This is a genomic window from Klebsiella sp. 141153, from assembly GCF_032601995.1.
Taxonomy (GTDB): Bacteria; Pseudomonadota; Gammaproteobacteria; order Enterobacterales; family Enterobacteriaceae; genus Klebsiella; species Klebsiella aerogenes.
The window spans coordinates 505,025-518,353 of record NZ_JAQIRJ010000003.1; the positions used below are offsets into that span (position 1 = coordinate 505,025).

Below are 13,329 nucleotides of genomic sequence, written 5' to 3' on the forward strand. Positions count from 1 at the left end.
GCAGGCTTTTATCGCAACAAAAGCGCTCACTGCGGGTATTCCACCACCAGACGACGGGGCGCGACGCGGCCTTCATCGTCGATTTCGCCCATGCCGAGGAACTTGCCGGACTCGCTTTCCATCACCCGCACCAGCCCGTTAAGCGGCGCGCCTGACTGACGAACCGGATTACCGTTCTTAAAGTAGACCGCGGAAGTTTCTGGAATATGAACCAGCGGGTAATCCGAAGCCGGGCTGTCCATCGGCATCAGCAGCGGATCAAGCAGTTGCGCGGCAGGAATATCCTGCGCCGCCGCCTGTTCGACCAGCGCCTGCAGCTGCTCCAGGGTCACCATCCGCTCGACCGGGTATTTGCTCACCGCCAGGCGACGCAGGAAAATCACGTGCGCGCCGCAGCCAAGTTTCTCACCCAAATCATCGATAATCGTACGGATGTAGGTGCCTTTCGAGCAGTGGATCTCAAGCTCCAGTTCATCGCCTTCATGGCGAATAAACAGCAGCTCATAGACCGTAATCGGCCGGGCTTCACGCGGAACCTCAATGCCCTGACGAGCGTATTCGTACAGTTTTTTACCCTGATACTTCAGCGCCGAGTACATCGACGGCACCTGCTGAGTCTCGCCGCGGAAGCTATCCAGCGCCGCCGCCAGTTGTTCTTCGCTAAAGGTTAGCGGGCGTTCTTCCACCACCTGACCATCGGCGTCGGAGGTATCCGTACGCTGGCCAAGTTTGGCGATCACGCGATAACGCTTATCGGAGTCCAGCAGATACTGGGAAAACTTAGTCGCTTCGCCAAGGCAAACCGGCAGCATACCGGTCGCCAGCGGATCCAGCGCGCCGGTATGCCCAGCGCGGTTGGCGTTATAAATACGTTTTACTTTCTGCAGCACATCGTTGCTGGAGGCGCCCTGAGGCTTATCCAGCAGCAATACGCCGTGCACGTCGCGGCCGCGACGACGAGGACGACTCATTAGTCCTCCTTGCTGTCGTCCGGGTTAACACGACGCTCATCGTCGTGTTTCACCACGCTGGTAACCAGGTTGGACATGCGCATCCCTTCGACCAGCGAGTTGTCGTAGAAGAAAGTCAGTTCCGGCACGATGCGCAGGCGCATCGCTTTGCCCAGCAGAGAGCGGATAAAGCCAGAGGCTTCCTGCAGCGCTTTGATGCCCGCTTTCACCGCGGCTTCATCTTTGTCGTTGAGGAAGGTGACATACACTTTGGCATAGGCCAGGTCACGGGACATTTCCACGCCGGAAACGGTGGTCATCATGCCCAGACGCGGGTCTTTGATTTCACGCTGCAGGATGATGGCAATTTCTTTTTGCATCTCCTGGGCCACGCGCTGCGGGCGACCAAATTCTTTCGCCATAATAAATTCTCCAGAATAAAGACAAAAAAGGGGCCAAAAGCCCCTTTTTAAAATTATTGCCGGGTGGCGCTTCGCTTACCCGGCCTTCGCATAGCTATCTGACGATTAATCGATGCTACGCTGGATTTCGATGATTTCGAACACTTCGATCATATCGCCAACGCGAACGTCGTTGTAGTTCTTCACGCCGATACCACATTCCATGCCGTTACGGACTTCGTTAACGTCATCTTTGAAGCGGCGCAGGGATTCCAGCTCGCCTTCATAGATAACCACGTTGTCGCGCAGGACGCGGATTGGGTTGTGACGTTTAATCGTACCTTCGGTAACCATACAGCCCGCGATGGCGCCGAATTTCGGCGATTTGAAGACATCACGCACTTCAGCCAGACCGATGATCTGCTGTTTCAGTTCCGGAGACAGCATGCCGCTCATCGCTGCTTTCACTTCGTCGATCAGGTTATAGATGACGGAGTAGTAACGCAGATCCAGGCTTTCTGACTCGATAACTTTACGTGCGGAAGCATCGGCACGAACGTTGAAGCCAACCAGAATCGCGTTGGAAGCGGCAGCCAGGGTCGCGTCGGTTTCGGTGATACCACCTACGCCGGAACCGATGATCTTCACTTTAACTTCGTCGGTAGACAGTTTCAGTAAGGAATCGGAAATCGCTTCGACAGAGCCCTGCACGTCCGCTTTCAGCACGATGTTCACTTCGTGAACTTCGCCTTCGGTCATGTTAGCGAACATGTTTTCCAGTTTAGATTTCTGCTGGCGAGCCAGTTTAACTTCACGGAATTTACCCTGACGATACAGCGCAACTTCACGCGCTTTTTTCTCGTCACGAACAACGGTAACTTCATCACCCGCCGCCGGAACGCCGGACAGACCGAGGATTTCCACCGGAATGGACGGACCCGCTTCCAGCACTTCGCGACCCAGTTCGTCACGCATCGCACGTACGCGGCCATATTCAAAGCCACACAGTACGATATCGCCCTTATGCAGAGTACCTTCGCGAACCAGAACGGTAGCTACCGGACCGCGACCTTTATCCAGGAAGGATTCGATGACCGCGCCGCTCGCCATACCGTTACGTACCGCTTTCAGTTCGAGAACTTCAGCCTGCAGCAGGATTGCGTTCAGCAGGTCGTCGATACCGGTACCGACTTTCGCTGATACTGGGATGAACTGCGCTTCACCGCCCCACTCTTCCGGCATCACGCCGTACTGGGAGAGTTCGTTCTTCACGCGATCCATATCCGCTTCCGGCTTATCGATCTTGTTCACTGCAACCACTACCGGCACCTGCGCCGCTTTGGCGTGCTGGATAGCTTCCACAGTCTGCGGCATCACGCCGTCGTCTGCCGCCACCACCAGAACCACGATATCCGTCGCCTGCGCGCCACGAGCACGCATAGAGGTAAACGCGGCGTGGCCCGGGGTATCCAGGAAGGTGATCATGCCGTTGTCGGTTTCTACGTGGTACGCGCCGATGTGCTGGGTAATACCACCCGCTTCGCCGGAGGCAACCTTAGTAGAACGAATGTAGTCCAGCAGAGAGGTTTTACCGTGGTCAACGTGACCCATGATGGTCACTACCGGTGCGCGCGGTTCAGCCGCAGCGCCGGTGTCACGGTCGCTCATTACTGCTTCTTCCAGCTCGTTTTCACGACGCAGGATAACTTTGTGGCCCATCTCTTCGGCAACCAGCTGTGCGGTTTCCTGGTCGATGACCTGGTTGATGGTCGCCATCGCGCCCAGTTTCATCATCGCTTTGATGACCTGAGAGCCTTTGACCGCCATCTTGTTGGCCAGCTCGCCAACGGTGATGGTTTCGCCGATCACAACATCACGGTTAACGGCCTGAGCCGGCTTCTGGAAGCCCTGCTGCAGAGAAGAACCTTTACGATGTTTGCCGCCTTTACCGCCGCGAACGGCCGCACGGGCTTCTTCACGGTCAGCTTTGGATTCAGCGTGTTTGTTGCCTTTCTTCGCCGGACGCGCAGCTTTGCTGTTACGGCCACGGCCGCGACCGCCTTCAACTTCACGATCGTTATCATCTTCAGCCTGACGCGCATGCTGAGAGGTGGTTACGTGGTAGTCGGTCGTTTCTTCTGGGGTTTCCGGAGTTTCACTCCAGTTTTTTTCATTTTCTTCAGCCATACGGCGTGCTTCTTCCGCTACACGGCGCGCTTCTTCTTCAAGTTTGCGGCGTGCTTCTTCTTCCGATTTGCGCTTCAGCTCCGCTGCTTCGTTCTCACGGCGGATCTTTTCAGCCTGGGCGGTCTTGGTCATTTCGTCGGTATGTTGATTGCTCACTTTGTCTTTTTCCGCGGCTTCACGTTTCGCTTTATCAGCGACTTCACGTTTAGCTTGTTCTGCGGCCTCACGTTCAGCTTTTAATTGCGCCTCGCGTTTAGCTGCTTCTTCAGCTTCACGACGGGCCTGCTCTTCCGCTTCACGCTGCGCCTGCTCTTCCGCGGCCAGGCGTTCAGCCTCTTGCGGATCGCGTTTCACAAAGGTGCGTTTCTTGCGGACTTCGATTTGTACCGATTTACTCTTTCCACCGGTACCTGGAATATTTAACGTGCTGCGCGTTTTACGCTGCAACGTCAGCTTGTCAGGCGCCGAGCCGTGTTCACGGTTCAGGTGCGTTAACAAGGTTTGCTTCTCTTGCGCGGTCACAGAATCATCAGCCGATTTGCGAATGCCTGCATCAGCAAATTGCTGTATCAGGCGATCCACAGAGGTCTGAATTTCTGAGGCCAGCGCTTTAATAGTCACATCTGTCATGCTGTTCCTTCCTGCTACAGTTTATTACGCTTCGTCGCCGAACCAACAAATGTTGCGAGCAGCCATGATGAGTTCACCAGCTTTCTCGTCGGTCATACCTTCGATATCAGCCAGGTCATCAACGCCCTGTTCGGCGAGATCTTCCAGCGTACAAACACCACGGGCAGCCAGCTTAAACGCCAGAGCACGGTCCAAACCTTCCAGATTCAGTAAATCGTCGGCAGGTTTGTTGTCTCCCAGGCTTTCTTCCTGAGCCAGCGCCAGTGTAGTCAGTGCGTTTTTCGCACGCTCACGAAGTGCTTCAACGGTCGCTTCGTCAAGGCCGTCGATTTCCAGCAGTTCTTTCATCGGCACATAGGCCAGTTCTTCCAGCGAGGAGAAGCCCTCTTCAACCAGTACGGTTGCGAAATCTTCATCAATATCGAGATATTTGGTGAAGGTATCGATAGCGGCATGGGCTTCAGCCTGGTGCTTAGCCTGCAGGTCATCAACGGTCATGACGTTGAGTTCCCAGCCGCTGAGCTGCGATGCCAAGCGGACGTTCTGACCGTTACGGCCGATCGCCTGCGCCAGGTTGCCTGCTTCTACCGCGATGTCCATGGTGTGTTTATCTTCATCCACCACGATGGACGCGACGTCAGCCGGCGCCATAGCGTTAATCACGAACTGCGCCGGGTTATCATCCCACAGGACGATATCGATGCGCTCGCCGCCAAGCTCGGTAGAAACCGCCTGAACGCGCGCGCCGCGCATACCGACACAAGCGCCAACCGGGTCGATACGCTTGTCATTGGTTTTCACGGCGATTTTCGCACGAGAACCCGGATCGCGGGCTGCGGCTTTGATTTCCAGCACTTCTTCGCCAATTTCCGGCACTTCAATGCGGAACAGTTCGACCAGCATCTCTGGTTTGGAGCGAGTCACGAACAGCTGCGCGCCGCGTGCTTCCGGACGAACGGCGTACAGCACGCCGCGAATACGGTCGCCCGGACGGAAGTTTTCACGCGGCAGCATATCTTCACGCAGGATCACGGCTTCAGCATTGCTGCCCAGATCCAGAGTGATGTTGTCGCGGTTCACTTTTTTCACCACGCCGGTGATGATCTCACCTTCGTGCTCGCGGAACTGATCGACAACCATCGCGCGCTCAGCTTCACGTACTTTCTGTACGATAACCTGTTTAGCGGTCTGCGTAGTGATACGGTCGAAGGTGACAGATTCAATCTGATCTTCAACGTAGTCGCCGACGTTCATGCTTTCATCTTCGTAACGCGCAGCTTCCAGCGTGATCTCGCGGGTAGGTTGAGTCACCTCTTCAACCACCAGCCAGCGACGGAAGGTGTCGAAATCGCCGCTTTTACGGTCGATTTCTACGCGAACGTCGATCTCTTGTTCGTATTTTTTCTTGGTCGCCGTTGCCAGAGCGCTTTCCAACGCTTCGAAAATCTTCTCGCGCGGCAGCGCTTTTTCGTTGGAAACGGCTTCAACAACAGCCAAAATTTCTTTGTTCATCGGGGCCTTTCACCTCAATCCAGACTGTTAAAAGTGGGGAACCAGGTTCGCCTTCTGGATGTTACTCAGCGCGAACACTTCATCTTTGCCTTCGACGGTTACCGTGATCATCTCACCGTCTACCGCTTTGATAATGCCCTGCCATTTACGACGGTTCTGTACCGCCATGCGCAGCACCAGCGAAACTTCTTCACCGGTGAAGCGTTGATAGTGTTCAGCAGTAAACATCGGACGGTCGAGACCAGGCGAAGAGACTTCCAGGTTGTAAGCGACGGTGATCGGATCTTCGACATCCATGACAGCACTGACCTGGTGGCTCACATCAGCACAATCATCAACATTGATGCCATCTTCACTATCAATATAGATGCGCAGTGTGGATGTGCGACCGCGAATAAATTCGATGCCGACCAGCTCAAAGCCAAGCGCTTCAACTGGCGCAGTGAGCATCTCTGTTAATTTTTGCTCTAATGTGGACAAACCCACCCCCAAGACATAAAAAAAGGGCGTATAGCCCAGTTATTCTGAAGTCAGATAACAAAAAACCCCGATAAATCGGGGCTTTAGATAACTGAACCCTGAGACCGCAATTGCGATCTGGAACACCTTCCAGAAGAATTCTTTCAAATCCGGCTACGAAGGACCTAGTCCTCACAGTATATTTGAAAAAGTACTTAATGGGAAAGTGGTTGCGGGGGCCGGATTTGAACCGACGACCTTCGGGTTATGAGCCCGACGAGCTACCAGGCTGCTCCACCCCGCGCCTGAAACGTGACATATTTTACTCTTTCTGAGCAAAAGACGCAAATACTGCTGGGATTTGGTACCGAGGACGGGACATAAAATCGTGGTGAATTGTATCGATAAATCATATATTTTGTCAACATCCATTTTACACCACCCGCTTGCCGTTTATGCTGGCATTTCAGGCTTTTTTAGCAAAATCACCATCAGGCTCTTCCTGTCGCCAGCAAAAGATGATTAAATGAAAACTCACAATTAGTGCATAAAAATGCAAATTTGTTGTTGAGTCGAACTCACCACAGTCTATCTAGCAGGGTTTTATTTTATGACGACGATTCTTAAGCATCTCCCGGTTGGTCAACGTATTGGTATTGCTTTCTCTGGTGGACTGGATACCAGCGCCGCCCTGCTGTGGATGCGTAAAAAAGGCGCGGTTCCTTATGCATATACCGCGAATCTGGGCCAGCCTGACGAAGACGACTACGAAGCCATTCCGCGTCGTGCGAAAGAGTATGGCGCTGAAGGCGCTCGTCTGATTGATTGCCGCAAACAACTGGTGGCGGAAGGTATAGCGGCGATTCAGTGCGGCGCATTCCATAACACCACCGGCGGCTTAACTTATTTCAATACCACGCCGCTGGGCCGCGCCGTGACCGGCACCATGCTGGTTGCCGCGATGAAAGAAGATGGCGTCAACATCTGGGGCGACGGTAGCACCTATAAAGGCAACGATATCGAGCGCTTTTATCGCTACGGTCTGCTGACCAATGCGGAACTGCAGATTTACAAACCGTGGCTGGATAGCGACTTCATTGATGAACTGGGCGGTCGTCATGAAATGTCCGAGTTTATGATAGCCTGCGGCTTCGACTACAAAATGTCTGTCGAAAAAGCCTATTCCACCGACTCCAACATGCTGGGTGCGACGCACGAAGCGAAAGATCTCGAATTTCTCAATTCCAGCGTGAAAATCGTCAACCCGATCATGGGTGTGAAGTTCTGGGATGAAAGCGTAAAAATCGCCGCTGAAGAAGTGACCGTGCGTTTTGAACAGGGCCACCCGGTTGCGCTGAATGGTAAAACGTTCAGCGATGACGTCGAACTGATGCTGGAAGCTAACCGCATCGGTGGTCGCCACGGTCTGGGCATGAGCGATCAGATTGAAAACCGCATCATTGAAGCGAAAAGCCGCGGCATCTATGAAGCTCCGGGGATGGCGCTATTGCATATCGCCTACGAGCGCCTGCTGACCGGTATCCATAACGAAGATACTATCGAGCAATATCATGCTCATGGCCGCCAGTTGGGTCGTCTGCTGTATCAGGGACGCTGGTTCGATTCCCAGGCGCTGATGCTGCGCGATTCGCTGCAGCGTTGGGTAGCCAGCCAGATCACTGGCGAAGTCACCCTTGAACTGCGTCGCGGCAACGACTACTCGATCCTGAATACCGTGTCAGACAACCTGACCTATAAAGCAGAGCGTCTGACCATGGAAAAAGGCGATTCCATGTTTACCGCTGAAGATCGTATCGGCCAGCTGACCATGCGTAACCTGGACATTACCGATACTCGTGAGAAGCTATTCGGCTATGCCCAATCCGGGCTACTCAGCGCGTCTTCCGCCACCGGTCTGCCACAGGTTGAAAACCTGGAAAATCGCGATAAATAAACCGAGAAGCCAAACTCTCCAGCCGGCGCTAACCCGCCGGCTTTTTTATTTCCGCAATAAATCCTAAATGACAACCCTACTTTATCGTTATAGTTTATGGCATCACTATTTTTAATAATCACCATCTATAATTTATCGAATACCTGTACTCTTATACCGAGAGGATCGCAATGAATATTAAACCTCCCGTTCGGCCGCAAGACGCGATCAACCGTCTGATGGCAATGCTGGAACCGCATGCCACGCCAATAAATATGGTCGCAAGGAAAAGGCTTAGCTGGGAATATAAAGGCAAAATCCAGCTCTATCTGTTTAAGAAAGGTGAGTTATCCATTTTTCGCTCATCGGACAGATTACTCATGGTCACCGTCTATGAACCACACCTTTTTGGCGTAGCCGAGATGCTGCAGCCCAGCCGTAGCCACGGCCTTCGCGCGGAAGTCGATACGGAGATCCTGCGGATTGACAGCGACAAAGCCATGCAACTTTTCAGTGAGCATGACATGTGGGAAGAGGTCACCCGGCTACTGGCTTACCACACCTCTTATTTGGTGTATCGCGACGATTTAGTATTACAACAGCGGACTTATTCGGTCATTCGCAATCACTTAATGGAAATGTTGTTGCTTCCTGAAGAGACCCGTTCGCGGGTATCCATGCTGGAATATATTCAGGACCGCACGCATTTGTCGCGCAGCAGCATTCTGAATGTGCTTTCCGCATTGAAAAAAGGTGGCTATATCGAGTTTGCCCGCGGTGGTTATTTACAGAGTATCACCTCCCTGCCTGAGAAGTTTTAACGCACTGCAGTCCCACTTATCGCCTCACGACCATTATTTAAAAATAAACATATAAACGGTAACGGTGGGCGATAAATGCTTTTATTCTGCACATAACTATTAAACCAGAAACCCGTTAATTTTGCCCGAGCGCTCGTATCGGGCATTTTTTTACCCGAAGGAATACGAATAATGAGCATGTTCAGATTGAAATCCATCCTGCTTATCGCCGCCCTGAGCGCCAGCAGCGCCGCCTTCGCTTCCGTTAGTCTTCACGGTGAGGCCGGTTCAGAATTCACCAACTTATCAGCCAGCTTTAATCCACAGGCTCCCGGAATGACCTTTAACGGGAACTGGGCGCATAGCGATAACGATGGCGATACGGTGGGATTGGGCATGGGCTATAACTTTGACCTCGGTCCGTTCCTGCTGACGGCCGGTGGTAAAGCGGTATACCTGAATCCGAACGATGGCGATGAAGGCTATGCGATTGCCCTCGGCGGCGGCGCTCAACTACCGCTTGGCGATTTCTTTACCTTGTTCGGTGAGGCTTATTATTCCCCGGATTCAATGTCCAGCGGCGTTGATGAATACCTTGAAGCCAATGCCGGCTTACGCGTGAATATCATCAAATCCATGAGCATCGAAGCGGGCTATCGCTATATCGATATGGCGGGTAAACATGACCACCGCGATAACGTCCTGGCGGATGGCGCCTATGCGGGTTTCAATTTCCGTTTCTAAGCGCGGCAAAAGGGATTGCCTGTCGGCAATCCCTTTTTTTATGCGACAGATGGTATGGTTTTCAGCAGCTTATTAATTTCCTGCAAGCCCGCAATATTGTTCTCTTTACGGTAGACGTCGTTCATCGAAGCCATTTGCTCAAGTTTGGTTAACGCACCGTAGACCTGAAACGCCTCGCTATGCTTATCAAAGACATCCCGTTTATCCACATCCTGTAAATAGTTGCTTTTAAGCGACTGGCTTAACTTGCTGATGAGCAGGTTGTTATCCTGAAAACAGTTAACGACCGTTGATGATTCCGGCGCAGGCACGGAATTATTAATAACCGGCACCTGCAGGGTATTCAACGTGTCTACTGTTTCTGGCGAAGAATTGCTGCTGCATCCGGCCAGGCCCAACATACCGGCAATGATAACTACTTTTAAAGTACGCATGGCGTCACTGAACCTCGTCAAAATTGATGAGGGCGACTTTAGCGATTTCACGGGGATCAAAACCAGCGGAGTGTTGTTTATAAATAAACAACGAATAGAGAGGGACAAAAACAAAAAAAGACGCTTTTCAGCGTCTTTTCTCTGGAATATTGGTACCGAGGATGGGACTCGAACCCACAAGCCCGTTAGGGCACTACCACCTCAAGGTAGCGTGTCTACCAATTCCACCACCTCGGTACAGAATACTTAGTGCGGGATATCGCTGGCCGGCTGAGCCGGTGCGGTTGGCTGAGTCTGCTCAGATTTCGGCGCACTCAGATTATCCCACTCACTTCCTTTATTGGTCTTGTTGCTGTTGATATTACCCAGCGCCAGACTGATGATGAAGAACAGCGCGGCCAGGATGCCGGTCATACGGGTCATGAAGTTACCAGAACCGCTAGAACCAAACAACGTGCCAGAAGCGCCTGCTCCGAAGGAGGCTCCCATGTCAGCGCCTTTACCTTGCTGCAGCATGATCAGGCCAACAAGGGCAATCGCTACAATAAGGAAAATTACTAAAAGAGCTTCGTACATAATCAACCTGTTCCTTGCGGATTCGCCGCATACCAAGTGCTTCACCAATAAAGCGGGACGTTTTAATATTTCCCACTGAAGCGGGTGTGAATACTAACCAAAGCGAATAACCTTCGCAAGGGCAATTTTGGCGTATTGTATCAACTGCGGAAAAAAACAGCAAAAAGCGTTTTTATATGCTTAAAAAGGCAGCAACAGCCGCCTTTTTAATCACTTAGACGCGATAGTTATACGCTTTTGACCGCATCGGCGATACGGTGGGCAAATTCCTTCACCTGCGCTTCATGCTCGCCTTCAACCATCACGCGAATCAGCGGCTCTGTGCCGGATTTACGCAGCAGCACGCGTCCACGGTTCCCCAGCGCAGCCTCTACTTCGGCAGTGACCGCTTTTACGCTGTCATGTTCCAGCGGGTTGCCGCTGCCTTCGGTAAAGCGTACGTTGACCAGAATCTGCGGGAACATTTTCATACCGCTGCACAGATCGTGCAGGCTCATATGATTACGCACCATCGCCGCCACTACCTGCAGGCTGGCGACAATGCCATCGCCGGTGGTGGTTTTGTCCAGCAGAATCACGTGTCCGGAGTTTTCCGCGCCGATACGCCAGCCTTTTTCCTGGAGTTTTTCCAGCACGTAGCGGTCACCCACTTTCGCACGGGTAAACGGAATGCCAAGTTGCTTCAGCGCCAGCTCAAGACCCATGTTGCTCATCAGCGTGCCGACTGCGCCACCGCGCAGCTGGCCCTGACGCAGACCTTCACGGGCGATAATATAGAGGATCTGATCGCCATCGACTTTATTACCTTCATGATCAACCATGATGACGCGATCGCCATCGCCGTCGTAAGCAATACCCAGATCGGCTTTTTCCGCCAGCACGCGTGCCTGCAGCGCGCGGACGTCGGTTGCGCCGACCTCTTCGTTAATATTTAGCCCATCAGGCTCACAGCCCATCGCGATAACCTGTGCGCCCAGTTCACGGAATACATTCGGCGCAATGTGGTAAGTCGCGCCGTGGGCGCAATCCACCACTACCTTCAGCGAACCGAGGCTCAGCTCATTCGGGAAAGTGCCTTTGCAGAACTCAATATAGCGGCCGGCGGCATCGACAATACGGCTGGCTTTCCCAAGCTCAGCGGAATCAACGCAGGTCAGCTCTTTTTCCATCTCTGCTTCAATCGCTTCTTCGACGTCATCTGGAAGCTTAGTGCCTTCGATGGAGAAGAATTTAATACCGTTGTCGTAGAAAGGGTTATGAGAGGCAGAGATGACGATTCCCGCTTCAGCGCGGAAGGCGCGGGTCAGATAAGCGATTGCCGGCGTCGGCATAGGGCCGGTAAACGAGGCGGACAAACCCGCAGCCGCCAGGCCAGCTTCCAGCGCGGATTCCAGCATATAGCCGGAAATTCGCGTGTCTTTGCCGATAATGATTTTACGTGAACCATGGCGCGCCAGCACTTTGCCGGCCGCCCAACCCAGTTTCAGCACGAACTCAGGCGTAATAGGTGCGTCGCCAACGCGGCCACGAATACCATCGGTGCCAAAATATTTGCGGTTACTCATAACGTTTATTTTCCTTAGCGGCCAGGGTGGCTTCCACCACGCGCAGCGCTTCTACCGTTTCTTTGACATCATGGACGCGAATTATCTGCGCGCCCTGCATTGCAGCAATGACTGCGCAGGACAAGCTGCCGCTCAGCCGTTCCGACGGCCCTACGTTCAACAGCTGACCCACCATCGACTTACGCGACATCCCAACCAGCAGCGGGAGGCCAAAATGATGGAACTCCCCTAGTCGGGCAAGCAGTTCATAGTTATGGGAAAGATTTTTACCGAATCCGAATCCCGGGTCGAGCAACAATTTTTCTTTTGCGATCCCCGCCTGTTCGCAGCGCACAATGTGTTCAGCAAAAAAACGGTCAACATCGGCAAAAACATCTTCGTACTTCGGCGCTTCCTGCATCGTTTTCGGCTGCCCCTGCATATGCATCAGGCACACCGGTAGCCCGGTTTGCGCGGCGGCCTGCAGGGCGCCAGGCTCGGTTAATGAACGGATATCGTTAATGATATGCGCGCCAGCGCGCGCGGATTCGCGGATGACCTCGGCTTTCGAGGTATCAACCGAGATCCAGACTTCAAAACGCTGTGCAATTGCCTCAACTACCGGGATCACCCGCGCCAGCTCTTCCTCGACGCTGACTTCCGCCGCGCCAGGTCGGGTTGATTCACCGCCGATATCAATAATAGTCGCCCCGGCGTTAATCATCAGGTTGGCATGCTTAACCGCTTCAATCAGTGAATTGTGGCTGCCGCCATCGGAGAAGGAATCCGGCGTAACGTTAAGGATCCCCATCACATGCGGATGGGAGAGATCGAGCGTTGACCCCTGGGCGTGTAATTGCATGTTTTCTTTCCGCTATGGTTTGTACAGTTGTCGTTCGGACAGGATTCGGCCCGTACCATCTTAGAGATTCTGACGGTGACATCATTCAATTCCTCAAAAGGAATAATGAAGCGCCGGCGTTTAAATATTCAAAAAATGAATATTATCAGACAGACGATGCATCCGCGCGTGTTGCAGCCGCCTCCATCCCGAAAACATTTTACGCGATGGACGATAGCATGCCATCGCTATAGTTATGTTCCGAAAGAGGAGCGCTGAAGACCGGCACATAAAACAAAAGGGCCGCAGCGGATTAGG

The 13,329-nt window shown here is 52.9% G+C and carries 12 protein-coding genes and 2 tRNA genes; 3 read left to right on the plus strand and 11 right to left on the minus strand.

Features of this window, described 5'->3' with window-relative positions; translation table 11 throughout:
- Positions 1–26: 26 nt before the first annotated feature.
- The 6 genes from truB to PGS10_RS08275 all read right to left on the minus strand — a co-directional run bounded on the left by truB (position 27) and on the right by PGS10_RS08275 (position 6,443).
- Positions 27–971 (minus strand): tRNA pseudouridine(55) synthase TruB, encoded by a 945-nt coding sequence (truB, locus tag PGS10_RS08250; protein ID WP_045394942.1) that lies wholly within the window; start codon positions 969–971, stop codon positions 27–29.
- On the minus strand, positions 971–1,372 hold the full coding sequence (rbfA, locus tag PGS10_RS08255) for a 30S ribosome-binding factor RbfA (RefSeq protein ID WP_002918248.1): 402 nt from the start codon (positions 1,370–1,372) through the stop codon (positions 971–973). The genes truB and rbfA overlap by 1 nt, the downstream gene beginning before the upstream one ends.
- Positions 1,373–1,477: 105 nt before the next feature.
- Positions 1,478–4,168, minus strand: coding sequence for a translation initiation factor IF-2 (gene infB / locus PGS10_RS08260; protein WP_015703597.1), 2,691 nt, complete (start codon positions 4,166–4,168; stop codon positions 1,478–1,480).
- Positions 4,169–4,192: 24 nt separating this feature from the next.
- Positions 4,193–5,680 (minus strand): transcription termination factor NusA, encoded by a 1,488-nt coding sequence (gene nusA, locus PGS10_RS08265; protein WP_015369524.1) that lies wholly within the window; start codon positions 5,678–5,680, stop codon positions 4,193–4,195.
- A gap of 27 nt (positions 5,681–5,707) precedes the next feature.
- Entirely contained in the window at positions 5,708–6,160 is a 453-nt protein-coding gene (gene rimP / locus PGS10_RS08270) for a ribosome maturation factor RimP (protein WP_015703598.1), read from the minus strand.
- Between the two features lie 206 nt (positions 6,161–6,366).
- Positions 6,367–6,443: transfer RNA gene (locus tag PGS10_RS08275), tRNA-Met, on the minus strand.
- Between the two features lie 306 nt (positions 6,444–6,749).
- On the opposite strand from PGS10_RS08275, the gene argG reads away from it, so the two are divergent.
- The 3 genes from argG (at position 6,750) to PGS10_RS08290 (ending at position 9,616) form a co-directional block, all read left to right on the plus strand.
- The gene (gene argG, locus PGS10_RS08280) at positions 6,750–8,093 is read left to right on the plus strand and encodes an argininosuccinate synthase (RefSeq protein ID WP_015369521.1); all 1,344 of its coding nucleotides are present in this window, start codon (positions 6,750–6,752) and stop codon (positions 8,091–8,093) included.
- Positions 8,094–8,263: 170 nt separating this feature from the next.
- Positions 8,264–8,893 (plus strand): winged helix-turn-helix transcriptional regulator, encoded by a 630-nt coding sequence (locus PGS10_RS08285; protein WP_047044720.1) that lies wholly within the window; start codon positions 8,264–8,266, stop codon positions 8,891–8,893.
- Between the two features lie 171 nt (positions 8,894–9,064).
- Positions 9,065–9,616: a YfaZ family outer membrane protein gene (locus PGS10_RS08290; protein ID WP_045394946.1), complete on the plus strand. Its 552-nt coding sequence runs from the start codon at positions 9,065–9,067 to the stop codon at positions 9,614–9,616.
- Positions 9,617–9,654: 38 nt separating this feature from the next.
- Here the strand turns inward: PGS10_RS08290 and PGS10_RS08295 are convergent, their stop codons facing one another.
- From PGS10_RS08295 to folP, 5 genes are all read right to left on the minus strand, one after another.
- Complete coding sequence (locus tag PGS10_RS08295) at positions 9,655–10,017, minus strand: hypothetical protein (RefSeq protein WP_380379404.1); 363 nt, start codon at positions 10,015–10,017, stop codon at positions 9,655–9,657.
- A 183-nt stretch (positions 10,018–10,200) separates the two neighbouring features.
- Positions 10,201–10,287: transfer RNA gene (locus tag PGS10_RS08300), tRNA-Leu, on the minus strand.
- A gap of 9 nt (positions 10,288–10,296) precedes the next feature.
- The gene (gene secG, locus PGS10_RS08305) at positions 10,297–10,626 is read right to left on the minus strand and encodes a preprotein translocase subunit SecG (RefSeq protein WP_015369517.1); all 330 of its coding nucleotides are present in this window, start codon (positions 10,624–10,626) and stop codon (positions 10,297–10,299) included.
- Positions 10,627–10,853: 227 nt separating this feature from the next.
- Complete coding sequence (gene glmM, locus PGS10_RS08310) at positions 10,854–12,191, minus strand: phosphoglucosamine mutase (protein WP_015369516.1); 1,338 nt, start codon at positions 12,189–12,191, stop codon at positions 10,854–10,856.
- A complete protein-coding gene (folP, locus tag PGS10_RS08315) occupies positions 12,184–13,032 on the minus strand; it encodes a dihydropteroate synthase (RefSeq protein ID WP_045394950.1) in 849 nt (282 codons plus the stop codon). Before folP ends, glmM begins: the two co-directional genes overlap by 8 nt.
- Between the last annotated feature and the right edge of the window lie 297 nt (positions 13,033–13,329).